Genomic DNA, 26,843 nt, shown 5'->3' on the forward strand with positions numbered 1-26,843 from the left:
CGCGCCGGGCCTTGACGGGTTCAGCGCTGCCGCGCCTGGCGACCTGCCCGGCCCTGATGGGGCTAGCGGTGCCGCGTCCGGCGTCACGTCCGGCGTCGCCGCGTCCAGTTCGGCTGGGCCCGGCGGCGTGCCCAGTCCCGCCGTGCCGCGTTCCGCTGCGCCCGGTGACGCGCCGGGCCTTGACGGGTTCAGCGCTGCCGCGCCTGGCGACCTGCCCGGCCCTGATGGGGCTAGCGGTGCCGCGTCCGGCGTCACGTCCGGCGCCGCCGCGTCCAGTTCGGCCGCGCCCGGCGACGTGCCCAGTCCCGCCGTGCCGCGTTCCGCTGCGCCCGGTGACGCACCGGGCCCCGTTGAGGCCAGCCCTGCTGCGCCCGGCGACCTGCCCGGCCCCTGGGGCCAGCCGTGACGCGCTCGGCGGCGCAGCCGGTCCCGCCGCCCCGCGCCCTGCTGCGGCCGGCGACCTGCCCGGCCCTGATGGGGCCAGCCAGGCCGCGCCCGGTGCCATGTCCGGCTCCGCCGCGCCCGGCGGCGTGCCCAGTCCCGCCGTGCCGCGTCCCGTCGCGCCCGGTTCGGCTGTGACCGGCGAGGAAACCAGCCCCGCTGCCCCCGCCCCCGCCGACCCGCCCTCTCAGCAGCCCGGCGGGGCTCAGGACAGCTGACCCGGCAGGGGGGCCGTGTGGGTGACGATCAGGCCCGAGACCGCTCGGGTCAGGGTCACGTACAGGCGGCGCAGGCCGGTGCGTTCGTCGGGTTCGCCGTCGACGACGGCCTGGGGCTCGTCGAGGACGACGTAGTCGTACTCCAGGCCCTTGGCGAGTGAGGCGGGGACCAGGGTGAGGCGGGTCTCGGCCGTCGTCTCCTCGCCGGGGGCGAGGTACGGCAGGCCCGCCGCCGTCAGCGCCTCGGCCACGGCCGGGACGCGGGCGTCGGCGGCGATCAGGCCGACCGAGCCCTCGTTGCGCAGCAACTCCTCGCACGCGGAGACCACGTCGGCGTCCCCGGCGGCCGTACGGATCTCGAAGAAGCCGGGGTTCTCGCGCACCGACGCGACGGGGGCGAGCCCGGGGGCGATGTGCGGCAGCAGCCGGGAGGCGTACGTGATGACGTCCGTCGGCACGCGGAAACCCGCCGTCAGCTCCTCGATCAGGCCGTCGGACTTGCCGAGGTGGGCCAGGGCCTCCTCCCAGGTGCGGGTGGCCCACGGCGTGGTGCCCTGGGCCAGGTCGCCGAGGACGGTCGCGGAGCCGGTGGTGCAGCGCCGGCCGACCGCCCGGTACTGCATGGGGGAGAGGTCCTGCGCCTCGTCCAGGACCACATGCCCGAGGGAGTGGGTCCGCTCCACCAGGTCGGCGGCCTCGTCGACCAGCACGGCGTCGGCGGCGGACCACTTGGCCGACTTCACCGACCGCACGGGCCTGGCCCACAGGAGCGTCTTGCGCTCCTCCTCGGTGAGGATCCCGTCCGCGTGCTCCGCGAGGAAGTCCGCGTCCGTCAGCAGCCGCAGCACCAGTTTCGCCGGGTCGACCGGCGGCCAGACCGCCTTGACGGCCGCCTTGACCGCCGCGTTGCGGGCCACCGCGTCCTGCACACGGTCGTCGGGGGCCTCGCCCGCCCGCTCCATCTGCACCAGCACGGCGTGCGCGATCCGCTGCGGCAGGGCCTCGCGGGCGGCGCCGTAGCGGATGCCACGGTCCAGCAACTCCCGGACGATGTCCTCAAGTTCGTACGCCGGGACGCGCCAGCGCCGCGAGCCGCGCACCACCACGACCGGTTCGGTGGGCATGGTCACGTGGGAGTACAGCGCCCTGCGGAGCACCTCAGCCATCCGTGCGTCGCCCTTGACGATCGCGGTCGCCGCCTCGTCCGCGCCCCGCACCTCCACATGCGCCACCAGATCGCCGACGGTGGCCTGCTGAACGGTCAACTCGCCGAGCGCGGGAAGCACTTGCTCGATGTAGTGCAGGAAGGACCGGTTCGGCCCGATCACGAGGGTGCCGGTGCGGGCAAGCCGCTCGCGGTGGGCGTAGAGAAGGTAGGCGACCCGGTGCAGGCCCACGGCGGTCTTTCCGGTGCCGGGTCCGCCCTGGACGCAGACGGTGCCGGACATCCCGGACCGCACGATCTCGTCCTGCTCGGGCTGGATGGTCGCCACGATGTCGCGCATCGGGCCCACACGCGGGCGCTCGATCTCCTGCTGGAGCAGCTTGCTGGTGGTGGCGGCCCCCGACGGCTCAGCCGGGTCGGACAGGTGCTCGTCCTCGTACGCCGTGAGGTCGCCGCCGGTGTAGCCGAAGCGGCGGCGCAGCGCGACGTCCATCGGGTCCTTCCTGGCGGCCCGGTAGAACGGCTGCGAGACCGGTGCGCGCCAGTCGATGACCATGGGGTCGCCCTCGCCGTCGTGCACGTGCCGGCGCCCGATGTAGAAGCGTTCGCCCTCGGCGCCCTCCGCCCTGTCCGCGCCCGGGGCGTGCAGGTAGTCGAGCCGCCCGAAGAACAGCGGGGTGTCGCTGAGGTCGGCCAGCGCCTTGATGCGCTCGTCGATCTGGCGGGCGAGGACTTCGGCGTTGACCCAGTTCGCGGTGACGTCCCGGATGTCGAGCGACTCCACGTCCTCGCGCATGGCGCGCAGTGCGGCGCGGGAGGCGGACAGGTGGGCGCGCTCGCGGGCGAGGGGGTCGGCGGGCACGTACGAGGGCGAAGGCGACGCGGGAGACGCGGGAGACGAGGACGACGAGGACGACAGGGACGACAAGGGGGTGCCTCCGGAAGGCCTTCGGGGCGGGCGGGCGCCGTGGGGTGGTGCCGTGTGGCTGCGCCGCGCGCGGCGGCGGGATCTGCCGACCGGTTTCCGACCGGACGGCGGCGCTCCGTGAGGGGAGGCGGGCAAGAGGGTGGATTCTAGGACGCGGCTACGCGCGGAGGCCAACCGGTTTCCCGCTCCGGGCCCGCCCAGGCGCCGTGATCGCCTTCCCCTAGGGGTTCGCGTCCGCCGGACGCAGGGGCAGAGGTCCCCCCAGAGGGGTACTCGGAGGCAGGAAGGCCCGGTCCGTGGACCGATGCCGGTCCTATGCCCCCGGATCCACCATGGAGACATGAGCGCAGCAACCATCCACCCGGCTCCCGCCGCTCGCCCGGCCGGCGCCACGGCTGTCCAGGACGGCCCCCGTCATCACGTTCTGGGCGACGCTTTGCACGCCGTCAAGGTGTTCGCGGGCGCCCTGTTCGACGTGGTCGTCCTCGGCGAGTACGGCGAGGAGGCGGGCGTACGCCACAAGTGAGCAACTAGGGTCGGTCCGTGACAGCACGGAAGGTGATGGTCCGGTCACCAGCGGCACTCGCCCTGGCCCTCCTCGTCGTCTCCCTCGCCGCCCTCGCGGTCCTGTTCGCGGTGCAGCGGGTGCAGATGCCCGACGCGGTGGTCTACCAGGCCGAGGGCGCGGCGGTCGTCCACGGCCGCGACCTGTACGGCTTCACGGTCACGCAGGGACGTCTTCCGGCCACGTACCCGCCGTTCGCGGCCCTGCTGTTCGTGCCGGCGGTGTGGCTTCCCGCCGCGGCCCTGAAGGCGGCGTTCTTCGCGGGCAACGCGCTCCTGCTCGCCTGGCTCGTCCACCTCTCCGCGCGGCTCGCCGGGCGCCGGGCCGGGCTTCCGGCGGTGTGTGCCGCGACGGCGTCGGCCGTCTGGCTCGAACCGGTCTTCCAGACCTTCGTGTACGGGCAGATCAACCTCGCGATCATCTGCCTGGTCCTGTGGGACCTGACCAGGCCGCCCGGAGCCCGCGGCAGGGGTGTCCTGATCGGCGTCGCGACCGGCATCAAGCTCACCCCGGGCCTTTTCATCGTGTACCTGCTGCTGCGGGGGCGGCGCCGCGAGGCGGCCGCGGCGGTGGCCGGGTTCGCCGGGACGGTCGCCGTCGGGGCACTCGTGCTGCCCGCGGCCGGCGTCGACTACTGGACGCGCCGTCTGTTCGAGACCAACCGGGTGGGCAAGCCGTGGATCATCGCCAACCAGTCGCTCCAGGGCCTGGTCGCCCGGCTGCTGGGGGAGCCGTCGCCCGGACTCGCCTGGATGCTGCCCGCCGTCGCGGTGGCCGTCGCCGGCCTGTGGCTCGCGTGCCGGGTGCGGCGGGAGCGGTGGGGCGTGCTGCTGACCGGCCTGACCGCGCTGCTCGTCTCACCGATCAGCTGGTCCCACCACTGGGTGTGGTGCGTCCCGCTGATCGCCGTACTCCTGGCCGAGGGCCGCCGCGTCTGGGCGGCGGTCACCGTGGTCCTGTTCACCGCCCGCACCCTGTGGATGGTCCCCAACAAGGGCGTGGAGCTGCACCTGTCCTGGTGGCAGCAGCCCCTGGCCTCGCCCTACCCCCTGCTGGGGCTGGCCCTGCTCATGGCGGTGGCGCTGGAATTCCGCAGACGGCGGTCCGGCGGGCCCCGGGAGGGTCAGGCCTCCTCCGCCAGCAGTTCGTCGGCGTCCATGATCCGGTAGGCGTAGCCCTGTTCGGCCAGGAAGCGCTGGCGGTGGGCGGCGAAGTCCTGGTCGATCGTGTCGCGGGCGACCACCGAGTAGAAGTGCGCCTGGTGGCCGTCGGCCTTCGGGCGCAGCACCCGCCCGAGGCGCTGAGCCTCCTCCTGGCGGGAGCCGAAGGTGCCCGAGACCTGGATGGCGACCGTGGCCTCCGGCAGGTCGATGGAGAAGTTCGCCACCTTCGACACGACCAGCACGCTGATCTCGCCCTCGCGGAACGCGTCGAAGAGCTTCTCGCGCTGCGCGTTGGACGTCTCGCCCTTGATCACCGGCGCGTCCAGGTGCTCGCCCAGCTCGTCGAGCTGGTCGATGTACTGGCCGATGACCAGGATCTGCTGCCCGGCGAAGCGGCGGACGATCGCCTCCGTGACCTTCCGCTTGGTCGCGGTGGTCGCGCAGAAGCGGTACTTCTCCTCCGTCTCGGCCGTCGCGTACGCCAGTCGTTCGGAGTCGGTCAGGTTCACCCGGACCTCGACGCAGTCGGCGGGCGCGATGTGGCCCTGCGCCTCGATCTCCTTCCAGGGCGCGTCGAACCGCTTGGGGCCGATCAGGGAGAACACGTCCGACTCGCGGCCGTCCTCGCGCACCAGGGTCGCGGTCAGTCCCAGCCGCCGCCGGGCCTGGAGGTCCGCGGTGAACTTGAAGACCGGCGCGGGCAGCAGGTGCACCTCGTCGTAGACGATCAGTCCCCAGTCCCGGGAGTCGAACAGCTCCAGGTGGGGGTAGATCCCCTTCCGCCGGGTCGTCAGCACCTGGTAGGTGGCGATGGTGACCGGGCGGACCTCCTTCCTGGTCCCGCTGTACTCCCCGATCTCGTCCTCGGTCAGCGAGGTCCGCTTCACCAGCTCGTGCTTCCACTGCCGGGCCGAGACGGTGTTCGTGACGAGGATCAGCGTCGTGGACTTCGCCTGCGCCATCGAGCCGGCGCCGACCAGCGTCTTGCCGGCCCCGCAGGGCAGGACGACGACACCGCTCCCGCCGTGCCAGAAGTTCTCCACGGCCTGCTTCTGATAGGGCCGCAGCGCCCAGCCGTCCTCGCGCAGCTCGATCGGGTGCGCCTCGCCGTCGACGTACCCGGCGAGGTCCTCGGCGGGCCAGCCCAGCTTCAGCAGGGTCTGCTTGATCTGCCCGCGCTCGGAGGGGTGCACGGCCACCGTGTCCGCGTCGATGCGGGCGCCGACCAGCGGAGCGATCCGCTTGGACTTCAGCACCTCCTCCAGGACCGGCCGGTCGGTGGTGGTCAGGACCAGACCGTGCGCCGGGTGCTTGCTGAGGGTCAGCCGCCCGTAGCGGTCCATCGTCTCGGCGATGTCGACGAGCAGCGCGTGCGGCACGGGGTAGCGGCTGTACTGCACGAGGGCGTCGACGACCTGCTCGGCGTCGTGCCCGGCGGCGCGCGCGTTCCACAGGCCGAGCGGGGTGACCCGGTAGGTGTGGATGTGCTCGGGTGCCCGCTCCAGCTCGGCGAACGGCGCGATGACCCGGCGGCACTCGTCGGCCTGCTCGTGGTCGACCTCGAGAAGCAGGGTCTTGTCCGACTGGACGATTAGGCAGGACACACATACCTCCGGAGATAAGGTCGTCTCATGACAGAACCAACGCCTGTCACAGCACGGGCTATGCCCCGTGCCCGACGCCGGAAGGGCGTCCCGGCCAGCGCGCCGGGGATGCGCGCCGCTATCTATGTTCGCCTATCGCGCGAAACCGACGAGACGACTTCGCCGGAACGCCAGCGCGCGGCCTGTGAAGCGCTGTGCGAGGCACGCGGCTGGGAGGTCGTGGCCGCCGAGGAGGACATCGACGTCTCGGGCTTCTCACGCGGGCTCGACCGGCCGGGACTGCAACGCATCCTGACCAGGCTCGCCGAGCTGGACGTGATCGTGTTCTTCAAGATCGACCGGCTTGCGCGCTCGACGGTCGACTTCGCGGAGATCATGCGACTCGCCGAGCACCAGAGCGTTGCGCTCGCGTCGGCGACAGAGCCGCTCGACCTCACGTCGTCCATGGGCCGGGCCATGGCGAAGGTGATCGCGGTCTTCGCCGAGCTGGAGTCCGACACCATCGGGATGCGGGTGTCCAGCGCGCACGAGCACCTGCGCCGCGAGGGCCGCTACACCGGCGGTCGGGTCCCGTACGGGTACATGGTCGTCCCCAACCCCAACGGGGCGGGCAAGGTCCTTGCGGTCAACGAGGACGAGGCTAAGGCGATCAAGCGGATCGTGGAGCGGGTCCTGACCAAGGACTCGCTTATGCAGATCATCAACGACCTCAACAAGGAGGGCGTCCCGTCGCCCGGCCACTCCTCACGCCAGACCACGGGCAAGCGCAGCGACTCCAAGCAGTGGTACACGACGACGCTGCGGAGCTTGCTGGGCAACCCCCAGTTGCTCGGCCAGGTCATCGAGGACGGAAAGCCGATCCTGCGGACGGACGGCCTGCCGCTGGTCAACCGGCCGCCGATCCTCGATACGGACACCTGGCAAGCGCTCCAGGACGAGTTGGAGCGCCGGGCCAACCCCGGTGAGAAGCGCCGGGAGGGTACGTCGCTGCTGCGCGGCATCATGCACTGCGGAGTCTGCGGTGAGCGCATGTACACCTTCAGCGGGCGCAACGGTCAGCTTCGGTACCGGTGCATCGGCCCACTGAAGTACCGCCAGCGGGCGGCGAAGGGGAGGGAAATGCCGGGCGTGAAGTGCTACGGGCCGACCGTGGCGGGGGTGACCACCGAGGAGCACGTCACCGAGCAGTTCCTCGCGAAGTACGGGCACCTTTCCGTGATGCGGATGGTCCAGGAGGTGGGCGAGGACTTCCGCCCGCAGATCAGGCAGGCCGAGGAAGCGTTGGCCGACCTGCAAAAGGATCGCTACGACCGGGGCCTGTTCAGAGGCGACGACGGAGCGATCCGGTACGCGGAGCAGTACGCCAAGCTGGAAGAGCGACTGGCGACCCTGAAGGAGAGGCAGCGAACGGCGAAGCCGGGCGGTGTGAAGGCGGAGCCGACCGGGGAGACGCACGCCGAGCAGTGGAAGCGCTCGGACGTGGCTGGTAAGCGAGATCTGCTGTTGAACGCGGGCGGCTACGTTGAGGTGGCACCCGCGCGCCGTGGCGGCAAGAAGCTGGACACGTCGCGTCTGTCGGTGTACTTCGGCGAGGAAGGGCACATGCGGCGGGCGGCAGCGGCGAAGGAGAGCGAACAGGAGACCCAGGCGGCTGACAGCCAGGGCTGACGCCGAAGTCACCGGCCACACGCAGCGGCGCCCCCACCTCGTCCGTCAGGTGGGGGCGTCGCTGTCTGCGTTCAGGTCAGGCGGCGTGCTGGTCGAGGTTGTGCCAAGGGCCGATGACCTTGATAGAAGGGCGGCAATACGACAGCGCCGCACCGTCGCGGGTCGTGAACTCGACTGTCTCTGCGACGAGTTCGCAGAGGGCGTCCCCGTCCGTCTCGGACAGTGCCTTCCTGAGCGTGGGGACGGACGCTGCCAGGTCCCATGAGGGGGAACTGAGGCGGAAGCCGCCGAGGGCGTGTGCGTCGGCGAGGCGGAACGAGAGGCGAGTACTGGGCTGGGGTTCATAGCGGGGTGCGGCTGTCAGCAGGCCGGCCTTGATGGATTCGGGTCCGGAGATGACGACCCGCATGGAGGTTGAGCGGGGCAGCACTTCGAAGTGGTCGGCTTCGTGGCTGTCGTGGGACGGCGATTGCCTGCCGAAGAGCTGCCCGATGACCGTGGCGACTTCCTCAGTCCCAGTGGAGACACGCCAGGAGCCTTGGCCGCAGTGGAAGCGGCCGACGAACGTCGTCTTGCGGTTGGTCATGAGAAATCCCCCTCCTGCTTGAGGCGTTGGGTGTGGGCTATGTCGTGGCGGACCTGGGCTGCGAGGAACTCCTCACCGGGGCGGTAGCCGCTGCTGAGGTAGGTCCAGGAGGAGGCGGTGACGAGGGTCGTCTCGTCGGTGGCGGGGAGGCCGGCGCGGGCGCGGGCGGCTTCGGCCTGGGCGAGACGCCAGGCACGGCGAACGTCGCGGAGTGCGCCGAGGGTCGTGGAGTAAGCGCGGGACTTGGTGGAGAAGTGGCCGCGGAAGCCGAGCATGTGGGCCCACTTCCAGAGCTTGAGGTGGGCGAGCTCCGGCAGGTGGCCGAGGACCCAGGCGGTGCGGATCATCTGCCGTACGTGCTGCTGCACGGGCAGGGCCTTGATGGGTTCGGCCTGTCCGGTGCCGTCGCAGTCGGCGCACCGGTCGTGGAAGCGGTCGGGGCCGCGTACGTAGCCGCGTCCGGCGCAGGGGCGGCACATCAGGGTGCGGTCCACGGTGCCGGTGCCTTCGGCGTTCTTGGTGGCGTACTTGGCGACGTATCCGGCGACCTTGGCGTCTGTGTACTCGGCAACGCGGGCGTCGGTGAGTTCGCCGTCGCCCAGGGCGGTGATGGGGTCGACCTTGTACCGGCCGCCCCAGGCGATGACGCGTTCGCCGATGGCGTCGGACTCGATGGTGAGCCGAGCGCTCTTCACGGCCAGGCCCACGGCGGCGCTCAGGGCGTCGAAGGTGGCCCAGGGCGGGGGCGGGGTGGTGTGGCCGTCGGGTCCGTCGAAGCGGATCACGGCATGGAAGTGGACCAGGCCGCGCTTCTGGTACTCGGCGACCTTGGCGAAGGAGACGCGCAGGGCCTGGTTCAGGGCCTTCTGCGTCATGCGGAGGTGCTTGGCGAGGGCACGGCGCAGGTAGGTGGTGAAGCGCGCCCAGAGCTGTCCGGCGTGGGCGTTCCAGAGCACGGCGCCGGTGTAGTCGTAGGTGGCCGGGTTCAGGGGGGTACCGAGCTCGGGGGCATCTTCGGCGTGGGTGTCGCCGCAGGCGCAGGGGCGGGGCTTGCCCGCGCCGGTGGTGGGGCGGTTGTGGACGGGGCCGAACGAGGGGGCGGTGAGGGTGACGAAGGCGCGGGGGTGGTCGCGGACGGTTTCGGCGACGTTCTTGCCGCCGGAGAGCCCGGCCTTGATCAGGTGGTAGGTGTCGGCGGCGTAGACGCGGGAGCAGGCGGGGCAGCGGGAGGAACGGCGGTTGCCGCAGGTGGTCAGCAGGCGTCCGGAGGGTTCGTCTTCGGAACGGTAGGAGCGGACCACTTCTTTGGTGGTCTGGTCAGTGGTGACGGTCCAGCCGTGGAGGTTGACGGGGCTGGTGCAGCCGCGCAGGTCGCGTACCTGCTGCTGTACGCGGTCGAAGTCGTGGGTGTTGGCCAGTTCGATCAGATCCCGCAGGCCGGGGCTGATCACGTGGCGCAGGTCGAGGGGGCGGCGCATGGGTGGCGGGGTCTCCTTTCCGGCGCGAGGGTGGGACCTGCGGGCAGCAGCGATTCAGTGCGCTCGGGCTGCTGCCCGCAGGCATGGCAGGTCGGGCCCAGGGGCGGCCGAGGTGGGTGGTGCCGGAAGGCCGGCGGGGAGAACGCGGCTCTACAGAGCGGCGTGAAGGGCCGTGGCCATGGGCAGGCCGATGCCGAGTCGCCTCTTGAGCTGGGCCGGAGTAATCGTTTCTCCGTGCTCGGCCTGGTGGGATGCGGCGATGGAGCGTGCTTCGGTCAGCAGCGGCTCGGGGACCTTCACCGCAGGTACGGTGGGGGCCGGAGCGATCGGGGCCGGGGTCGGTTCCGGTGTGACGGGCGAGGTAGACGCCGCGACGGGAGCGAGCTGGGCGGGGGCCGGGTCAGGCTCTTGTGCCGGTTCCTTCTCGGTAGCCGGGGTCGGGGCGGTTGCTTTGGTGGTGACCGCGTGGAAGGAACGCAGGAGCTGGGGGCCGACCGCTCCCCAGCCGAGGAGCAGCAGCGGGGCCACGGCGTCCACGGCGGCGCGGCCGTAGTGCGCGGCGGTGATGGGTTCGGCGATGTTGAGGGCCAGGGTGAGCAGGCCGGAGACGTGCATGAGGCGGGTGGCCGCCTTCATCTGCTCGGGCGGGACGCCCCGCAGGGAGAGGTAGCGCAGGGCCACCAGGAGCCCGACCACGGACAGGTCGACCATGGGGGCGATCAGGGGTGCGATGGGGGCGGGGACGCCCAGGCGCAGGGCCAGGGCCCAGACGTTGCCGAAGGAGAAGACGAACGCCAGGAGGGCGATGATGCCCATGACCACGGTGACGGTGCGCTGGGTGATCCGGTCCTCAGACATTGAGTGTTCACCTCCTCTCACAGGGCTGGGGTGTTGGCCGCCGGGTCGTCAGGCCGCGATCGGCGTGGAGCCGTCGTCGTCCGGGTCGGTCTTGGTGAGGTCGACGGTGGGGAGCAGGTCGGCCGGGTCGGCGGTCAGGTGGGCGGTGTTGTGCGCGATCTCGGCCGCCCACTCGTCCGGCACGTACGGGGTACGGATGCGGGTGAAGCCGGGCTGTGACTGGTGGTTCATCGAGGCGACGCCGACGTAGGCCGGGTCCTGAAGGTTGATCGGGTTGGCGTCCGGCCAGTCCCGGATATCCTCACCGAGGGCCGCCACGGCGGCTTCGGCGGTCTTCTGCGCGAAGCTCAGGCCAATGGGGCACACGTCGCGGATGAAGGTCGGGATGGCGTCGCCCGTGCTCTTCTGCGTGGCGAGGATGACGAGCATGCCCACCGAGCGGCCCTTCTTGACGAGGTCTTCCACGAGCCGGGCGTTCTCGGCAGCGAGCGCGGCCAGCCTCTTGGTCTTGGGATCGCTTCCCTTGTGGTCGCGGAAGTAGGTGTGCGCCTCATCGATGATCAGCACGACCAGCGGCCACTTCTCGGACGGGTCCACGTCCCACATGGACTTCACCCCGAGCGCATCGCGCACCAGGGTCGACCGCACCCGCCGCAGGTCCACCAGCCGACGGAACAGCTTGTTGGCCTCTTCGAGATCATCGCCCACGAAGGCGAACATGCGCCGTACCCAGTCGGCATAGTCACCCTCGTACGCGGCGGACACCTTGCCGTCAGCGCAGGCGAACTGAACCCACGGCGCGGGCGCCCAGTCGGACAGAAGCCTGTTGATCAGCGACGTCTTGCCCTTGCCGGGGAGGCCGGCCACGCCCATACCGGTCACGTGCCGAAGGTCGACGGACACCGGCTGGGCGTACTCGTCCACGCCCAGATCCAACTGGGCTACCTTCTCCGGCACCTTGCCCGTGGGACGATGCTCGGTGGGGAACTTCAGCGGATCGAGCCGCACGCCCCGGATGACGACCGAGCCCGGCTCATCCTGCGTGACAGCGACGCGCGTGCACCGCCAGGCGTCCGCCAGGTGCGGGGCAGCCTTCTGATACTGCTCCAGGCCGACCCCGGGCAGGCAGCCCGCCCTTGCGATCACCCCGTACGCGTCATGCGTCACCTTCAGCGCGGGGACCAGAACGCGGGGCTTGACGGGCTTGCCGTCCGCGTTCGACAGCGAAGCCAACGCGGTCGGCAACTTGTCGATGGCGCACAGCTTCAGCATCTGCGCGAGCCGCTTCCAGGTCCGCCGCACCCGCACGGCCTGCCGGATGGACTGCCGGGTCATGGCATCGGCCCGCAGGTAGCGGACGACCCACACCAGCGCCCACACGGCGAGGCCCGCCAGGCCCACCCCGATCAGGGCCGGGGCGTAGCCCATCACCTCACTCACGTCGTTCACGGTCACTTCGCTTCCTTCTTTCGATTCCGGTTTGCGGTGCGGTCGTCGGGTGTGGGCGCAGCGAGGATCAGGCAGAGTTCCGCGCGCTGGACCGCGTCAGCAGGCGGAAATCCGTGGTTCGCCCACATCGCCGCGACGAGACGAACCCTGTCGTCGTGACCGGCGAGCGTCAGGCAGATCTCCGCATGGCGAAGAGCCGACGCGGGTTGAAAGCCCGCCCTCTCCCACACCGCCGCGACACTGTGAAGCCGGGTGTCGCGGCCGGTGCGGGAGAAGTCGGTGCCGCTCACGCCGACTCAGCGGCCGGGGCCGAGCCGCCGACCAGGTCGAGACGGTCCGCGCGGTAGGCGATGCCGTCCGAGAGCGACCCGTTGAAGATCCGGGCCCACGGGGTGGCGAACAGCTCCACCGGCATGACCGGCACACCCGGCTTGAGGCCGTTGGGCAGACCGGTCTCCGGAACGGTGATCTTCATGGCCTCTGCGCGGTCCTCCTCCATGAAGAAGAGGGTGATCGTGAACAGCTTCGCGCCGGTCTCACGGTCGGTCGCGAACTGGGTCTTCTCGGCGTCCGCGTACTTCGGCACGGCCATGTTGCCGACCATGAACGACGCCGACGGGAGCAGGCCAACACGGATACGAGCCATGGGGAGCACTTCCTTTCGAGTTGGGCCGGTAGGTCCGGCCGCACCACTACATAACCACAACACCCGCTACACGCGCAACACCCGCACACCGGGTGTATCGCTACACACGCGACGCAAGGGTGACGCGGGTGTATCGCGTGTGGGGTAAGCGCCGTATCCTGCGGGCATGACACTGCCGCTCGAAGACGACTCTCGGCCGCCCTACGTACAGGCCGCCGAGGTCCTGCGCAGAGAGATCAGCACTGGCCGACTGAAGCCCGGTGACAAGCTGCCCTCTGCCCGCGCCCTCCAGGATCGGTACGGGATCGCGAGCAGCACCGTGCAGAACGCGCTACGGCTCCTCAAAAGTGAAGGGCTGATCTACAGCGTTCAGGGTCGGGGCAGTTTCGTTCGCAACAGCGCCGTCATCGCGCCGGCCGAAGCAGTCCCCGGCGGGCAGAGCCGAGAGGATCGGCTCGAAACGGCCGACGACGCTCCCGGCCCCAGCGCGGAATCACTCGCCGAGGACATGAAGGCCATGAAGGCCGACATCAAGCGGCTTGAGGACACGGTGACTCGGCTTCTGGAGATCGTGGAGGCACAGCAGTGGAAATAGCCGTCGCCAACCGCTGCACCATTGCATCCAACCGGGCAACCGCCGCGCATACGTCGGTCAACTCCGCATCCAGCACGGCTATTTCACGCTCGGTCATTTTCCGCTCCCCGCCTTGCTTCCGTGCCATTTCCCTGCATCCCATCGAGCCGCCCAGAGCCAGCCGAATCCGGGCTTGCTCGCGCAGACCAACCAGCGGTCATCGCGCCTGTTGAGTCAGGTCTACCGCTCCGACCGGACACGTTCGAAGGCCCCGGCCTCACGCTCCCGTCCAGCGGGCAAGAACCTTTCTGCGCGGCCCGCATGGCGGGAGGCATAACCAACTGGCGCCCACTCGGCGAACAGGGCGAACCGAGAGATCCAGGCCCACGGCGAGGCGAGGAGGGATTGCATGCGGCGCGCTCCGCTCGAATCCGAACGGACACCACACCGCCCCCACGCTTTGCGGCCAACACCACACATCTCCCTTCGTTCACGCCGAGGAACATCAATGGTCCGGAGAATCGCCGGTTTGGCTAACCGGTGATCGTCGGCTATGTTCCGCCCCTCACGTCGAGGGGCGCCTATAGAGGTTCGCTTTCGGGTCTGGTGTGACCCCGAGCAAATGTGACCCTCGCCACTCCGCTGCTTTTCTCGTGCGAGATCTCGTCCGCCCCTCTGCTTGTGCTCGCATGCACCGCCGATTCCCGGCCCTCACCTGCTACCAGGTACAAAAATCCGCCCGGGTGTGACAGTCCAAAGGTCACGGATAGGTAACGGTGAGCGCGATTTGCCGTGCGTTTTCCACAGCTCCAACCCTGGACCGATTTGCCTGTGGATAAAGTTCGCCGACCGCCGGAGCAAATAGGTAGCAATGTGCCCATATATATCCATAGCGGTTGCGGAGGCGCGGAGCGGATTGGGAAGGCGAGGGCATCGCATGGGCGCATGGCCGGCCACGGGCCCAGAGCAGCGGAGCTGTTCAGAGTTTCTTTACTGGATCAAGGCGGCCCGCCTACGGCGGTCCGCGCGCTGGCGGCCAAGGGCCGCCGCCGCTCCTTGTCTCCGCCACCGCTCCGGCGGCCCCCACCCGCTCAGCGCGCAGCAACGCCAAGGCGGACAGCCAGACCAGGAAGCAACCCGACCAGTCCGAGCACCAGGACCAGGCCGACACCGACCAAGCGAGGCCCCACCATGCAAACCGGGCTGCACCTCCCAACCCGATAGCCCCAAGGCCGCAAGCAGACCCTTTCGTCAGGCATCTGCCTCGACAACGCCCAGGCCGGGATGGCGGCGAGGGCCGTGACGAATGGAAGAAGCGTGGCTGAGGCCGGCGGGTGGTTGCTGGAAACACACGTGACGGGTGCTCGTTCGGCGCACCCGCCGTCGTGGCTGACTTTCGGTGGCTCAGGTCAGGACCCTCTCTAACTCCACAACATGAGGCCGGTGTTGCAGCAGCACCCGCATCCGAGCACGCCAACTGCCCCGGTACCATCGGCACCGGGGTCCTGATCAGGGATTCCGCGACCGGACCACCCGGAGTGCTGTCCAGGCTGAGGGGTGGTCCGGTCTTTGGCTGTTGGCCTTGGCCATACGAGCGGCGTCGGTGAACCGGCGCCTCAGAGGCAGCTCAGGGCCTTACCCACCTCGTAGATGGTCGGCCGATCCTCGGGCGCGTGGCTGAGCATCGCGTCGATCAGCTCGCCCAGCGCACCGGGTGCTTTCACGGGTCGGCGCCCGCCGTCGGCCACGGCCTCTCGCTGGACAGAGCGCGGAGCGTCGTCCGGGTACTCGACAGCCCGCCAGCCGGTAGCCGAGATGAGCAGGGAGGCGCCGAGGGCGTAGATGTCGGTTTCCTGCGTCGGCTCGGCTTCCCCCGTGGCGAGCACGCTGCGCGCAATCTCCGGCGCCTCGTAGTGGACGAGGCAGCCGCGGAACGGGAAGTCGTAGCCCTCAGGTACGTGTCCGCCCCTCGCTAGGGCGAGGTCGATGAGGTGGGTCCGTTCCACCCCGACGATGAAGTGGGTGGGCTGCACGTCACCGTGTGCCCAGCCCTTGGCGTGGAGTTCGGCCAACGCCTCGACACACCCCAACGCCACCTCGGCGTGCGGCTCGATGGCCGAGTCTTGCCTACGGCAGGGCTCCCACAGTTGGTACAGGTCGGGCCCTTCATGCCACGGCTGGAAGTTCCACGTCCCGCGCTGCCACTCGCCGTACGCGAAGTCATCGAAGCCGAGGCGATGCAGCACGGCCCCCTCGCGTGCGGGTGCGAGGGCGGTCCAGGGCTGAGCGGGCCAGTCGGCCGTGGCTTCGATCGGATGGCCAAGCTTCACGGCGTAGTGGCCTCGATGACTCTCCACCTCCCAGACCGTGGAGCCCCGGCGGTTCACGACCAGGCGCTGAGCCGTGGGCATGAGCGCGTCGAGCACCACGATCGGCAGTTCGGGGGATGACCCGGGCAACGTCTCTTCTCCTTCCAGGCGAACGCGGCCGACCACGAGTCGAGACCGGCCGTATCGCTGCTGTCGTGTGCTACGCCCGACCGTACGGTCGGCCGCAGTCCGAGTCGCACTGCGCGAGGTTCGTGCCGTCCACGATCCACAGGTCGTCGAAGACCATGAACCCGGCCGCCTTCATGGCATGCGCGGAGGCGGCGACCTTCTGCGGGTCGCGGGCCCCACCGCCCGGCGCCGGGTTGTGGTGCAGGAAGCGGCCCGCGTACCGCTCGCACAGGGCCGCGTACTCCTTCGTGTGCAGGATGAGCGCGTGCAGGCCGAGGTCCACGTCATCCGACGGGACCATGGGGACGATGGCGGTAGCTGCGGTGACCACGAAGGCCACCGCCTGGTCCGCGATCCGCTCGGCACGCTCGGGCGACTGCCCGTTGTGGACGACCACGAAGTGGGCGAGGCTTTCGAACAGCTCCTCACCAGCCACCGCGCGACCGGTCCTCTGATCGTTCGCCGTTGCCGTCATGCGAAAACTCCTCGTGTGTGGCGGTGCGTGGCACTTGCCGCCCGCATCGGTTACCGACCCTTGGCCCACGGACGACCAGGAGGCGGGCTTGGATGGCCGGCCCCGAACGGGGAAGGGGGGAGCCGGGGAACTGGCACCCGTTCGGGGCGGCCGGTCTACTGGCCGATGGCGAGAGCCATGCCGATCACCAGGCCGCACGACCCGCTGACCATGATGATGAACAGGACTCCGGCGTACCGGCCGATGGCGCGCATCACAGCCCGTCCCGACTGTTGCCGTTCCGGATGGCCAGGCGTGCGCTCAGTTCCTCCCGCGCACTCGGCGCCACCACGTTGTCCGGCAGGGCATCCCACTCCGTGCCGCCGCCGATCGGTCTTATCTGCACACGGCCGCCGACCTCACCCATGACGACGCCGATACGTCCCCTGGCGCTGTCCTTCGCCAGTTCACCGATGCCTGGTCTGGTCTGCTGGTTGCTCGCCATGCACAGGAGCATCGCGATCCGGCGACCCCGCCAAAAGGTCAGGCTGATTACCCAACTTGGGTAACATCGCGGCAAGTAGAGATCCAGCGACGTTGCGTAGCCCTCGCAGTGGGGAGCCTGCCCGATGCCCGACGCCGACCGGCCGCAGGAACTGCCTGCCCGGCTGCTGACCGATCCCGAGATGATCGATGCGTGTCGGGTGCGGGACTTCGCCAGAGTTTTCCGCCTGGTGAAGACCAAGGCGGGTATCTACCCCTCGATGATCGCCCGGCGCTGCGAGCTGACCCCCAGCCGTGTCGGCGAAGTGATCTCAGGGCAACGTCAGTTGCAGCACATGGACGTCATCGAGCGCATCGCGGACGGCTTGCGCATCCCAGGACACATGCTTGGGCTTGCCCGCCGAGTGTGGGAGACGCCTCAGGCCCTCGTGGTCGCCGAGCGAAAGGTACCGCAAGTACGCGAGCCCGAGCAGCAGACCCCCGCGTCTCTACCGGGTCCCGATGTGGACAGCGTCTTGGCCTTGACCAGCCGAACAAGCCTCAGCGCAGCCACACTTGAAGCCTTCCGCTCCTCCATCGAGGACTACTGGCGACGGGACGACCAGCACGGCGGCGAGGCGCTGAGGCCGGCCATCGTCGGCCAGCTCCGGTATGTCGTTGGACTCCTGGAGGAGAACCGGCCACCGTCCATCCAGAACGGCCTGTACAACATCGCGGCCGAGCTGGCGCGCCTCACCGGCTGGACCTACTTCGACGCCCGCCAGTACAACCAGGCCCGCGCGTACTTCACCGAGGCCCTGCGACTGGCCAAGGAAATCGACGACCGTCAGTTCATGGCCAACGTCCTTGCCTGCATGAGCTTGCAGGCCACCTACCAGGACAAGCCCGCGGATTCTATGGCCCTGGTGACGGCCGCCCAGGACCAAGCGCGGTCGTCTCTTGGTACGACCCCGCGCGTCCTGTCGATGCTGTCCATGCGGGAGGCGTTCGCCCACGCCACCCTCGGGAACGAGGCCGACACTCACCGGGCGATCGGTGAAGCGCACCGCCACTTCGAGCAGATCAGATCGAGCGACCCGGACCCGTCATGGGTGACCTACTTCGATGAACCGAAGCTCATCGTGGACACCGGCATTGCCCATGGCCAACTGGGCGAAGCAGCGACCGCCGAACCCTTGATCGCGGAGGCTCTGCGGCGAGAGGACCGCACCAACCACCGAGGGCGCGCGTTCCATTCGTTCTGGCTGGCCCGCACGCAGCTGGACCAGGGCAAGCTCGACCAGGCATGCCACACCGCCACGCAAGCCCTGGTACCCGCGTCGGCGGTCGCCTCAGAGCGCGTGGCGGGCCATCTCAAGGAGTTCTACGACCAGTTGGCCCCGCACAGGCAGGAGCCCGTAGCTCTGGCCTTCGAGGCGCGGCTACGGGAACTCCTCCCACCCGTCAGCGGATCGATTCGTCCATGAGCAGGTACAGCAGGCCCACCAGCGATCCACTGCTCACGATCTCCCGACGGTCGATCATGCCTCGAACCTCTGAGAGGGGAATCCACTCGATGCGGTCGGACTCGTTCTTTTCCGTGGGCGGCCCGGCGTAGGTCGCGCCGTCCACGCGGAAGACGTGGTGCTGCGAGTCGGTGATGCCGTTGGCCGGCTCGGCGTAGATGAGGGGCTTGATGGGACCGGGGCGCCAGCCTGTCTCCTCCAGGACTTCGCGGGCTGCCGCTTCCTCCGGGGTCTCGCCCTCCTCGACCAAGCCCATGGGCAGCTCCCAGGCCCACGAGTCCGTGATGAAGCGGTGCCGCCACATCATCAGGACCTCTTGGCGATCATTGACCACGGCAGCCACGGCCAGGTGCCGGAGGCGAACGACGTGGTACTCCCACCTGCGCCCGTCTGGCTGTTGGACGTCGACCAGACACAGATTCACCCACTTGTTGGTGTAGATCTGTCGCTCGCCGTGGGTCTTCCACTCCATGCCTGCGGCCCCTCTCGATCGGTCTCTAGGATCTCAGACCTACGCTGACAGAGGGACCGTTCGCGACTTTTCGCGTCGGGGTGACGATATCTTCACCCGGGTGTGAGCCGACCAGGGTGGGTGGGCGCACCGTCTGGCAGGAAGCGGACCTGCGCTTGTCAAGGCGGCTGCTGCTTGGTACCAGCACTCTCCTCGAACCGCGCCAACGGAACCTCGTACACGCTACGGCCGGCACAGCGCTGGCCTTGCGCTGTGCCAACGGGGTGGGGCCGCCCCCATCGAGGGCGGGTGTTGATGCTTTCGTAAGGCGAAAGAACATCCTGAGACGTCGTTCACCGCTCTGTTGTCAACAGATCAGCCGTACGCAGCATGGTGATGGCTATTCCTGAAACAACGACTGCCCATGTGGCGGCCCAGAGCAACCCAATTAGCGATCCACTCCAAATCGAACGAAGCCAACCCACCTGATATGTCAATGGGTCAGCATGCGCAACGATTTTCAAGTACACCGGAGCTGAATCTATTGGATAGAACAGCGGCGCGGCCAGGACCACTGGTAATGTGGTAACCGAGATGATGAAATTTCGAGTGGAATATGACTGCACCTTCGTTCCGACTGCTGCACCAGCAGCGATCCACCCGAAATCAACCAATATTGCTGCGCATATAGAAGCGAATAGGTCGGCCATCGAAACGTGGTTCAGTCCACCCAAGGCTGACGCTAAAGCTAGAATCACTAACAGCTGGCAAAGGAACATTCCGTCGAGTACAAGCAAGATGCTCAGGATGTACCCGAAGGGACTTCCTCCGTAAATTCGATAAAAAGCAAAAACTCCCCACTTGCGATCATTGGAAACATCGGCCATTGCCGCAGTGGCTGAACGGAAAGCCAGTAGTGCGAACATTCCCGGCACCACGAAGGCCATGTATCTTTCGCCCTGCTCTCCACCGGCAGATGCGAGCGCGCCGCTAACACCGACAGCCAGGAAGATAAAGTAGGTTAGAGGCTCAATAAGGCGTCCATAGTAAACCTGTCGCCAGTTCCACATAGAGGCAAAGTGGAACCGCACAGCGATAAGAGGCCGAGAAGCTTTCACTCCACACTTTCCTTTATCAGGGCCCTATAGCCGTCCCACAAGTCCGACGAGCCCGGCGTTGAACTCAGAAATTCCTCCGTCGACATATCAGCCAAAATGGAGCCAGCCTTAATGGCGACAACCCGCGTACAGTATTCTGCAAAGCGTGACGTGTCATGCGTGCTAATCAGGACCGAAGCTCCACTTTGTGCGCTCTCCCTGAAGTGCTCGAAAACTCTTTTCACGGCATCAGGATCTAGCCCCGTCGTGGGTTCATCCAGGACCATCAGCCGTGGGCTTCCCACGATAGCGCGCGCTATCTGACAACGCCTGAGTTCTCCGCCAGAGATCGTTTCCGCTTGGCGATTTATTACCTTTTCAAGGCCCAACACGCCGCATATCTCCTGGGCCTGCTTCTTCACTCCGCGAAAGGAGCCATTTCGAAAGGAAAGTCCCAACTCGATATTCTGACGCACGGTCAAGGACCAGTCGATAATCTCGCGTTGGGGGCACCAGCCGAAATCCTCTGGCGCGATCTGCCTCAGCACTCGCCCCTCGTCAGGCCGCTGCATTCCCGCTATCAGATCAAATAGCGTGGACTTGCCAGCACCGTTGTGGCCAATGAGCGCAACAACTTCGCCGGGCAAGAGTGAGAAGGATACGTTCTTTACCGCTGGCACGTCCATACCAGAATATGTCTTGTGCAAGCCGCGCACTGTCAGTAGTTTGCTCACGTAAGATCCAAAATCGCGTCAGCTAGCTCATCTGGAGTCGCTGTCTCGGAAAATTCCAATACTGTTGTCTCTGAAGGCAATAATTTCTGTATGTACTTACGTTCCGCACCAGAGAACCATCCCATCGCTTCTGTCGCTCTGCGATAGACTCGCGTATTGCCATTACCAGATTTTCGGGCCAACAGAACGATCATTCCGACTTGCACGCTGCCAAGGTTCTCCATTCCGAGGAAATCTTGGGGGCGGCAAAGCAGTACCAGACCAGTGTCCGGCGATACTGTCTCCCGATAGCCGGCTGCTAGAATCTTTTCCATATTAGCCCGTCGATTTTCGCGCCTGAAGCCTAGCGGGCTATCATGTCTCTTGAACTCTCCGCTTTTCAGGTCCAGTATAGCTATACTGTCGCTAACCAATCGTGCGCCTCGCCCACACAAGGCTAAAGCAGTAGCAGTCTTGCCTACGTAATTGTGTCCCGTTAGCAGGACTCCGACGCCGTTGGCGAGCCTTAAGCAACACCCTGCACCAACGGCATGAGTCGTCCACAACGAGGAATGCCGGAACGGTGGAAGCGGTGTAGGTACATCGGACCATCCGGTGAAGGAGTGGTCGAGCAGCTTTCTCCAGCCAGATCCATCGTTTCCCGCGAGGGAAATTCTTTTCGAAAGACCATCTTTTCGTAGTAGGCTTTCGAAAAAACCTCGCTCTGGCCATTCCGCACATTGAAGCGAAACGTGCACCTCAACCTGGTCATCGCCCGTTGGGGCAATGCGCTGATTTCCAAAATAAAAGAGGGCATCGTCGATGTCGGCTGGCGATACGGAAAGCTTGGTCACAACTTCGTAGAAGTTGAAGTATAGATCCTCCATCGTATTCACACTCCGAGCGTTTCTTGCTCTAGGGAATCAGCCGCACGTGCCGTGTGCTTGGCAGGATCCATAGAAATCGACCAGGAGTGCTCAGATAGTCGCCTGATGGAGAATTCTGAAGCAAAAGAGAGGTGAACTGTCCCGAACCACTTGGTGCAGGAAGGCCCGCGTAAGACTGGAAGTGAGTTCGGGTGGACAGCCCACGTAGTACCAGTTGAGGTAAGAAAGCTCGGAGCTGAAGTGAGATACTGGCTGATCCAAGGGTGCACTCTCAGAGTGCGTTCCCGAACACCAATCGGACGGCTATAAGAATAGAGCTCGCCTTCTTCGCCGGCCAATGCGGTATCATCGCAGATGAAGGACCATCCCTGTTTTAGAAGCTCTAGTAACAGGGTTGATTTACCGGACCGAGATGGCCCGTGGAGAAGAAGTGCCTTATCCGGTGAACCTGGAATGGTCGCTGCGCTCGCATGAAAGCTGCGCATTTTATCCTTCAGTGGCGTCAAGGCGAAGGGCGGAAAAGGTGTAGGTAAGCTTGGTGCGGATTCATATTCGTCGTACAGTACCCACGAATCGGCGCCTTGCTTGATATGGAGCTTCCGTTTTACGCCCTCTTTTGCCCGATTGAACTCGCCTGAAGTGGACTCAAAGGCGATGCTCAATTGAGGGGAAGTGTCGAGTGACGGAACCAAGTAGTCTTGAAAGTAGTAGGAAAAGTGCTTAGCGTCATTCTCGCTAGGGACAAACAGATCGACGCTCACGCCCCAGAAGTTCATTCGGATCTGTATGTAGTCCGAGTCCAACCCTCTCCCGGGCGTGTCCACGGTTCACTCCCTGATATGTAAAGGCTTGTGCCGCTGTGGCTGCGAGTAACCAGCGTATCGATTTCTGCGATAGTCGCGTGAACAATTTGAGGGGCCATATCAGATCGCCAAGCCGACAGGACTAGTGAGACATCACGGTCTGGTGGGTAAATCTCTCTCAGTCTAGCCGTCAAAGGTTCGGTACGTCCGTACAGATTGTCACGCTGTCGCAACCTTTCAATGCCGAAAGATCCGAATTGCGAAAGCATCAAGGGTATTCGGGTATCTGGTTCGATGCGATACTGGACGAATAGGTTCGCTTCATACAGTTGCACTGCGCAATCAAAGCGCGCTCCCATATCGGGGAGCACGGCATCCAGGAATGAGGTTGCGGGAACGGCCTTCACGGATATGCCGCTGCTCGCGCCCATCTCAAGGAGCATCCAACCCGAGTCCACGAGAAAGAGCGGGTGTCCATACGTCAGGAAGCAGGCATGGTCTTTGCCCCTTAGGGCAGCCGTTTCTTTGAGAACGAGATCTGCCATCCCGCGATATGCGCTGCGCGGACTACCCTCCTGCGCGTACTCCTGCTCCAGGCTGATGACTTCGCCGTTCGACAAACTCAACAGTTCCTGGTGATATGCCGTCAGGTGAAAAATCTTTTTTGCTGTCCTCAGTATTTCATCGGTTTCGACACTTCGGCGGTCAAAACCCCCGATACCGAGGCCGACCAAGTAGAGGTCGGCCGCGGCATCGGGCACAGCCATATCTTCACGCTTTAGCCGCACCCGGGGAGCCTTTCTTGAGATACCGGAGTTACGGTCAGGCCGTGACCTCGGGGGTCCGCTCATCCCAGAATGTCGCGTGTGCGCCGCTCGCCTTGATCGTTTCTTCGATGGTCGGCACATACACAGGAACCGGAATCTCATCGGTCCCAGGCTGAACGTCGAGTCCACGCGCGGAGGTGTCGACTGCGCCAGTCGTAGCGGTCGAAGTGATCGACATGCTCGTTCTCCTCGTCTCTGAGTGAATCCAAGGTTGATGAGCATGGTCAGACTAGGCGGGAGTCTTGCACCCTTCAAGGTTTCGGAAATTAGATTGGCCGACTCCATGCCTCTTCACGTTATCGACGACGACCAGGACCAGGGCGTTTGTGCTGGATGACACCCAATGTTGATGATCGCGGTCGATGGAGGCACGTGAAAATGGCCGAATCTGCTCCGTGGATGAGGTGAGGGCTGCCGCTGGCCCTCTTGACACGCCATGCCAGAGTTTGCGCACCCACCAGGCGGAGGTGGCGCAGGAGTAAGGGGGTGGGCCACTCACGCGGCCGGCTCACCAGCAAGGTACACCTGGGCGTGGGCAGCCCGTTCCACCCGAGTCCCTAATCGTCACCGGTGGGGCGTGTGGACGGCATGCAGTTCCGTACATGATCGATAGGGCGGGTTCTAGTTGACGGCAACTCTGACGGCAACGACGACACATACACACGCATGATCGCCAACGTGGACCTTCGCAATAGGACACCGTGAGCATGAGTCGCGGTGCGATGCCCGACCCTACGGGTCAGAAGGTTGAAGGCTCGAACGCTGCCAACCGCGCGGTGATTCTGAGACTGGCGGCGCCCCCTGGAAGGCATGCCGGGGCCCACTGCTCTGACCAGGTAAACCACTCCACAGCTCGGACCTATCCGTTAGTGTGTGCATCACGCCTGATCGTATGGACGATCAGGGGACCATTCACACGCAGCGCCCTTTCCATGTGGTCAAACGTCCAGTGTGCCCTATCCGGGGCGGGTCACGGCTGGTCGTCCGCGAGCTCGGCGACCCCCGTGACCCGGTGCAGGGGGTAGGTGCGGACCTCGTCCGCGGTGTGGTCGTAAGCGGTGACGAAGCCGCCCTCGACGCGGATCGGCGCGATGACGCGCTGGCTGGCGGCGCCCTCGGCGTTGACGTAGCCGATCCACAGGGCCTCGCCCGTGAGGACCGCGGCCTGCATGGTGGCGAGGGTCTCGGCGGAGCCGGTGCGGGGCAGTTCGCCGTCCTCCCGGGTCGCGGTCGGCTTGCGCGGGGCGGTGGAGGCCAGGTCGCCCGCCCGGATCGCGCGGATCGCGGCGGACAGCAGCGTGGCGTCCGGGGCGGGCGGGCCCTCCGGGACCGGGTCGGGTGCGGTGCGCGGCGGGGTGCGGTGGGAGTGCGCGCGGGTGATCAGGACGTCGCCCGCCGCGGATTCGGCGGCCGGTGCGTAGCCCATCGCGCGCAGGCCCTCCAGGAGCGTGGCCGGGTCGGCCTGCGCGGCCAGCACGGTCGGCGCGAGGCGGCGCAGGCGCAGCCCGGCGGACCGCTTGTCGGCGAGGATCTCGTTCAGCAGCGCGTCGTCGTCGCAGCGCAGGTACGCCGAGGCCGCGCCGACCCGCAGATGGCCGTGCCGGCGGGCCACGTCGTCGATCAGGTACGCCAGCGGCTGCGGCACCGGTGTACGGGAGTGCGCGGTGAGGAAGGCGTGCAGGTCGGAGGCGGTGCGGCCGGCGTCAAGGGCCCGGCGTACGGAGGCGGGGGTGAACCGGTAGACGGTCGCGCCGCCCTTGGACTCCACGTCCGCGAGCACGCCCAGCGTCTCGGCGAGCGGACGCCACAGGGGCCCGGGCGCGACCGCGGTCAGGTCCGCCTGGAGCAGGACGTGGTCCAGGGGCTCGGGCAGGAGCGGGGCGAGGGCGCGGGCCGCGGCGGCTTGTTCGTCGGCGGACGCGGCGGAGGCGGGGGCGGTGGGAGAGAAGGGGGAGACCGGCGTGGCCGGGGACTGGGGCGCCGGGGCGCCGGGGGTTTCTTCCGGCCGGTGGTGCTTGTGGACGGGCAGCTTGTCCCCGGGGCTCGCGGGCGCGGCCCCGGCCGCGTCCGTGGCCGCCTTCGCGCGTGCGGCGGGACCGCGCCCGGCCTCGCCCGCGGGGGTCTTCCCGGGCGCGGGCTCCGCCTCCGCGGGAGCCGGCGCGGACGCGCCGAGCAGTGCGCGCCCGTGTGCGGACAGCGCGCCCCGGCCGGTGACGCCGAGCAGTTCCGCCTCGGACAGCGTCCACCGGGCGAGGCGGCCGCGCAGGTCGTCCTCCTGCCGCGGTTCGCGCGGCGGGTGCTCCCAGCGCAGCCGGGCCAGCACCGACTCACCGGCCGGTGCGGCGCCCTGCGGCAGGCCCGCGAGCAGCGTGAGCACCCGGTGCCGTACCTCCGGCGCCGCCGAGCGGTCGAGGCCGGGGCCGAGCGCCGACAGGGCCCGGTCCTTGGCGTCCCGTCCGCCGATCAGACCCGCGGTCCGCGTGGCCGCCAGCCAGGCCGCCGCGAGGTGGGCCCAGCGTTCGGCGGCGGGCCGCTCCAGCCACTCGTCGTGGGCCGGGGTCGCCGCGTACCGCTCTTCGTCCTCGCCGTCGGAGGCGAGCAGACCGGCCGCGTAGGCGAGTTCGACCCAGAAGGCGGCCACCGGTTCGGGCACGTCGAGGGCGACGGCGGTGCGCTTGAGGTCGCGCACGCTCAGACCGCCCGCGCGCAGCACGTTCGGGCCGCCCTCGTCCCAGTCCCGCAGCAGTTCCTCCACGGTGGCCAGGGCGGTGTAGGCCTGCGCGGCCGCCGTCGCGTCCACAACCTGTGGACGGTGGGTCGCGGCGGCCTCCACGGCCGGCGGCACCGGCTCGGGCGCGCGGTGGGCGCGGCCCGCGCGCAGGTGCAGGGCCGCCTCGCGGGGGAGGACGACGGTTCCGGGCGCCGTGGGCAGCAGCAGCCCGCGGTCCAGCAGCCGGCGCAGACGCGGCGCCGGGTCGGGGGTGACCTGACCGTAGGGCGGCCCCCACACCAGGCGCTCCAGCACCTCGAGGGAGTCGGCGGGCAGACCGGCGAGCAGCGCGGACATCCGCTCGCGGTCGGTGAACAGGCCGGTGAGCGAGGCGACGGCGGAGACGGAGTCGTGGGTCGAGGGCAGCCCGGCGGTCGTCACGATCTCCTGGATGCGCCCCGGCGACATGCCCGCCGAGGCCTCCCGCACCGTCGGTCCGAGCCCGGTCGGGGACGAGTGCTGGGGCGACGGCGCGAGCAGTTCGCGTGCCGTGCGCACCAGGCGCAGCCGGTCGTCGCCGCCCCAGACGAGGGCCTGTTCGCGCAGGGTTCCCAGGGCGCGGGGCAGCGCGGCGGCGACGACGGGATCACGGGCGTCGGACGCCATCAGGCCGAGCAGTTCGCCGTACGTGGCCGGGTCGCCGGCCACCGCGAGGGCCTGGGCCGTCTGCTGGGCGAACCGGTCCAGCCGCTCCAGGGCGCGGACCACCGAGGCGCGGGTCCCGGCGCGGGTGGCGAGCTGGGTGAGGTCGGTCGGGACCGGGGTGATGAGGTCGGGGCGGCTGCGCAGGAGCGCGGCCAGGGAGGCGTCGTCGCGCGCGCGGAGCGCTTCCGCGAGCGAACGCGGGGCCGCCGGTTTCTCATCGCTGCTCATCCGATTCACGGTACCGGGTGAGTGTCGCGCCCGGCCCCGTACAGCGGCACGGGGCACCGCGCGGGAGACGGTACCGTCGTCCAACGGGGTCATCGGCCAGCCACCCCGGAGGGGCTTC

General features: G+C 67.7%; 24 protein-coding genes. 5 read left to right on the plus strand and 19 right to left on the minus strand.

Annotated features, from left to right (window positions below; genetic code table 11):
* Positions 1-646: 646 nt before the first annotated feature.
* Positions 647-2,620 carry a HelD family protein gene (locus tag ACWC91_RS12600; protein ID WP_281157496.1) on the minus strand — a complete coding sequence of 658 codons (1,974 nt, stop codon included), beginning with the start codon at positions 2,618-2,620 and terminating at the stop codon, positions 647-649.
* 472 nt (positions 2,621-3,092) lie between these two features.
* Here ACWC91_RS12600 and ACWC91_RS12605 point away from each other — a divergent pair, with 472 nt between their 5' ends.
* Entirely contained in the window at positions 3,093-3,278 is a 186-nt protein-coding gene (locus tag ACWC91_RS12605) for a hypothetical protein (RefSeq protein WP_225074592.1), read from the plus strand.
* Between the two features lie 17 nt (positions 3,279-3,295).
* Entirely contained in the window at positions 3,296-4,486 is a 1,191-nt protein-coding gene (locus tag ACWC91_RS12610; protein WP_374113889.1) for a glycosyltransferase 87 family protein, read from the plus strand.
* Here ACWC91_RS12610 and ACWC91_RS12615 read toward each other — a convergent pair.
* Entirely contained in the window at positions 4,441-6,084 is a 1,644-nt protein-coding gene (locus ACWC91_RS12615) for a DNA repair helicase XPB (protein ID WP_450643996.1), read from the minus strand. The genes ACWC91_RS12610 and ACWC91_RS12615 overlap by 46 nt on opposite strands.
* A 108-nt stretch (positions 6,085-6,192) precedes the next feature.
* On the opposite strand from ACWC91_RS12615, the gene ACWC91_RS12620 reads away from it, so the two are divergent.
* Positions 6,193-7,752, plus strand: a complete 1,560-nt coding sequence (locus tag ACWC91_RS12620) for a recombinase family protein (protein ID WP_450643997.1) — start codon at positions 6,193-6,195, stop codon at positions 7,750-7,752.
* A gap of 76 nt (positions 7,753-7,828) precedes the next feature.
* On the opposite strand, the gene ACWC91_RS12625 is transcribed toward ACWC91_RS12620, so the two are convergent.
* The 6 genes from ACWC91_RS12625 to ACWC91_RS12650 form a co-directional block, all read right to left on the minus strand.
* Positions 7,829-8,338 (minus strand): hypothetical protein, encoded by a 510-nt coding sequence (locus ACWC91_RS12625; protein WP_450643998.1) that lies wholly within the window; start codon positions 8,336-8,338, stop codon positions 7,829-7,831.
* Positions 8,335-9,816, minus strand: a complete 1,482-nt coding sequence (locus ACWC91_RS12630) for a replication initiator (protein WP_450643999.1) — start codon at positions 9,814-9,816, stop codon at positions 8,335-8,337. Before ACWC91_RS12630 ends, ACWC91_RS12625 begins: the two co-directional genes overlap by 4 nt.
* Before the next feature lie 150 nt (positions 9,817-9,966).
* Positions 9,967-10,674, minus strand: coding sequence for a DUF2637 domain-containing protein (locus ACWC91_RS12635; protein WP_450644000.1), 708 nt, complete (start codon positions 10,672-10,674; stop codon positions 9,967-9,969).
* A gap of 48 nt (positions 10,675-10,722) precedes the next feature.
* Entirely contained in the window at positions 10,723-12,123 is a 1,401-nt protein-coding gene (locus tag ACWC91_RS12640) for an FtsK/SpoIIIE domain-containing protein (protein WP_450644001.1), read from the minus strand.
* A gap of 2 nt (positions 12,124-12,125) precedes the next feature.
* Positions 12,126-12,413, minus strand: a complete 288-nt coding sequence (locus ACWC91_RS12645) for a hypothetical protein (RefSeq protein WP_450644002.1) — start codon at positions 12,411-12,413, stop codon at positions 12,126-12,128.
* Positions 12,410-12,769, minus strand: coding sequence for a hypothetical protein (locus tag ACWC91_RS12650; RefSeq protein ID WP_450644003.1), 360 nt, complete (start codon positions 12,767-12,769; stop codon positions 12,410-12,412). Before ACWC91_RS12650 ends, ACWC91_RS12645 begins: the two co-directional genes overlap by 4 nt.
* A 166-nt stretch (positions 12,770-12,935) precedes the next feature.
* Here ACWC91_RS12650 and ACWC91_RS12655 point away from each other — a divergent pair, with 166 nt between their 5' ends.
* Positions 12,936-13,364 carry a GntR family transcriptional regulator gene (locus ACWC91_RS12655; protein ID WP_450644004.1) on the plus strand — a complete coding sequence of 143 codons (429 nt, stop codon included), beginning with the start codon at positions 12,936-12,938 and terminating at the stop codon, positions 13,362-13,364.
* 1,595 nt (positions 13,365-14,959) lie between these two features.
* Here ACWC91_RS12655 and ACWC91_RS12660 read toward each other — a convergent pair.
* The 3 genes from ACWC91_RS12660 to ACWC91_RS12670 form a co-directional block, all read right to left on the minus strand.
* Positions 14,960-15,802: a protein kinase gene (locus tag ACWC91_RS12660; RefSeq protein ID WP_450640304.1), complete on the minus strand. Its 843-nt coding sequence runs from the start codon at positions 15,800-15,802 to the stop codon at positions 14,960-14,962.
* A 70-nt stretch (positions 15,803-15,872) separates the two neighbouring features.
* Positions 15,873-16,316 carry a glycine-rich domain-containing protein gene (locus ACWC91_RS12665; RefSeq protein WP_450640306.1) on the minus strand — a complete coding sequence of 148 codons (444 nt, stop codon included), beginning with the start codon at positions 16,314-16,316 and terminating at the stop codon, positions 15,873-15,875.
* Positions 16,317-16,569: 253 nt separating this feature from the next.
* Positions 16,570-16,812, minus strand: a complete 243-nt coding sequence (locus ACWC91_RS12670; RefSeq protein ID WP_450640308.1) for a hypothetical protein — start codon at positions 16,810-16,812, stop codon at positions 16,570-16,572.
* A gap of 112 nt (positions 16,813-16,924) precedes the next feature.
* Here ACWC91_RS12670 and ACWC91_RS12675 point away from each other — a divergent pair, with 112 nt between their 5' ends.
* Complete coding sequence (locus tag ACWC91_RS12675) at positions 16,925-18,265, plus strand: hypothetical protein (protein WP_450640309.1); 1,341 nt, start codon at positions 16,925-16,927, stop codon at positions 18,263-18,265.
* On the opposite strand, the gene ACWC91_RS12680 is transcribed toward ACWC91_RS12675, so the two are convergent.
* The 8 genes from ACWC91_RS12680 to ACWC91_RS12715 form a co-directional block, all read right to left on the minus strand.
* Entirely contained in the window at positions 18,243-18,776 is a 534-nt protein-coding gene (locus ACWC91_RS12680) for an NUDIX hydrolase (protein ID WP_450640311.1), read from the minus strand. The genes ACWC91_RS12675 and ACWC91_RS12680 overlap by 23 nt on opposite strands.
* A gap of 332 nt (positions 18,777-19,108) precedes the next feature.
* Complete coding sequence (locus ACWC91_RS12685; protein ID WP_450640313.1) at positions 19,109-19,873, minus strand: ABC transporter permease; 765 nt, start codon at positions 19,871-19,873, stop codon at positions 19,109-19,111.
* Positions 19,870-20,586: an ABC transporter ATP-binding protein gene (locus ACWC91_RS12690; protein ID WP_450640314.1), complete on the minus strand. Its 717-nt coding sequence runs from the start codon at positions 20,584-20,586 to the stop codon at positions 19,870-19,872. Before ACWC91_RS12690 ends, ACWC91_RS12685 begins: the two co-directional genes overlap by 4 nt.
* Positions 20,583-21,461 (minus strand): hypothetical protein, encoded by an 879-nt coding sequence (locus ACWC91_RS12695; RefSeq protein ID WP_450640315.1) that lies wholly within the window; start codon positions 21,459-21,461, stop codon positions 20,583-20,585. Before ACWC91_RS12695 ends, ACWC91_RS12690 begins: the two co-directional genes overlap by 4 nt.
* Positions 21,458-22,213 carry a hypothetical protein gene (locus tag ACWC91_RS12700; RefSeq protein WP_450640317.1) on the minus strand — a complete coding sequence of 252 codons (756 nt, stop codon included), beginning with the start codon at positions 22,211-22,213 and terminating at the stop codon, positions 21,458-21,460. Before ACWC91_RS12700 ends, ACWC91_RS12695 begins: the two co-directional genes overlap by 4 nt.
* Before the next feature lie 11 nt (positions 22,214-22,224).
* Positions 22,225-23,022, minus strand: a complete 798-nt coding sequence (locus ACWC91_RS12705) for an SAM-dependent methyltransferase (protein ID WP_450640319.1) — start codon at positions 23,020-23,022, stop codon at positions 22,225-22,227.
* A 55-nt stretch (positions 23,023-23,077) separates the two neighbouring features.
* On the minus strand, positions 23,078-23,260 hold the full coding sequence (locus ACWC91_RS12710) for a hypothetical protein (protein WP_450640321.1): 183 nt from the start codon (positions 23,258-23,260) through the stop codon (positions 23,078-23,080).
* A 792-nt stretch (positions 23,261-24,052) separates the two neighbouring features.
* Positions 24,053-26,725, minus strand: a complete 2,673-nt coding sequence (locus tag ACWC91_RS12715; RefSeq protein ID WP_450640323.1) for a helicase-associated domain-containing protein — start codon at positions 26,723-26,725, stop codon at positions 24,053-24,055.
* Between the last annotated feature and the right edge of the window lie 118 nt (positions 26,726-26,843).

It is taken from the genome of Streptomyces sp. NPDC001204 (assembly GCF_053598035.1).

What these genes read in the sequence shown, in the direction of transcription:
- ACWC91_RS12600 (WP_281157496.1), bottom strand. Translation starts at nt 2,620, where the DNA reads ATGCGCGAGGACGTGGAGTCGCTCGACATCCGGGACGTCACCGCGAAC.
- ACWC91_RS12605 (WP_225074592.1), top strand. Translation starts at nt 3,093, where the DNA reads ATGAGCGCAGCAACCATCCACCCGGCTCCCGCCGCTCGCCCGGCCGGC.
- ACWC91_RS12620 (WP_450643997.1), top strand. Translation starts at nt 6,193, where the DNA reads ATGCGCGCCGCTATCTATGTTCGCCTATCGCGCGAAACCGACGAGACG.
- ACWC91_RS12625 (WP_450643998.1), bottom strand. Translation starts at nt 8,338, where the DNA reads ATGACCAACCGCAAGACGACGTTCGTCGGCCGCTTCCACTGCGGCCAA.
- ACWC91_RS12630 (WP_450643999.1), bottom strand. Translation starts at nt 9,816, where the DNA reads ATGCGCCGCCCCCTCGACCTGCGCCACGTGATCAGCCCCGGCCTGCGG.
- ACWC91_RS12635 (WP_450644000.1), bottom strand. Translation starts at nt 10,674, where the DNA reads ATGTCTGAGGACCGGATCACCCAGCGCACCGTCACCGTGGTCATGGGC.
- ACWC91_RS12650 (WP_450644003.1), bottom strand. Translation starts at nt 12,769, where the DNA reads ATGGCTCGTATCCGTGTTGGCCTGCTCCCGTCGGCGTCGTTCATGGTC.
- ACWC91_RS12655 (WP_450644004.1), top strand. Translation starts at nt 12,936, where the DNA reads ATGACACTGCCGCTCGAAGACGACTCTCGGCCGCCCTACGTACAGGCC.
- ACWC91_RS12665 (WP_450640306.1), bottom strand. Translation starts at nt 16,316, where the DNA reads ATGACGGCAACGGCGAACGATCAGAGGACCGGTCGCGCGGTGGCTGGT.
- ACWC91_RS12670 (WP_450640308.1), bottom strand. Translation starts at nt 16,812, where the DNA reads ATGCTCCTGTGCATGGCGAGCAACCAGCAGACCAGACCAGGCATCGGT.
- ACWC91_RS12675 (WP_450640309.1), top strand. Translation starts at nt 16,925, where the DNA reads ATGCCCGACGCCGACCGGCCGCAGGAACTGCCTGCCCGGCTGCTGACC.
- ACWC91_RS12680 (WP_450640311.1), bottom strand. Translation starts at nt 18,776, where the DNA reads ATGGAGTGGAAGACCCACGGCGAGCGACAGATCTACACCAACAAGTGG.
- ACWC91_RS12705 (WP_450640319.1), bottom strand. Translation starts at nt 23,022, where the DNA reads ATGGCTGTGCCCGATGCCGCGGCCGACCTCTACTTGGTCGGCCTCGGT.
- ACWC91_RS12710 (WP_450640321.1), bottom strand. Translation starts at nt 23,260, where the DNA reads ATGTCGATCACTTCGACCGCTACGACTGGCGCAGTCGACACCTCCGCG.
- ACWC91_RS12715 (WP_450640323.1), bottom strand. Translation starts at nt 26,725, where the DNA reads ATGAGCAGCGATGAGAAACCGGCGGCCCCGCGTTCGCTCGCGGAAGCG.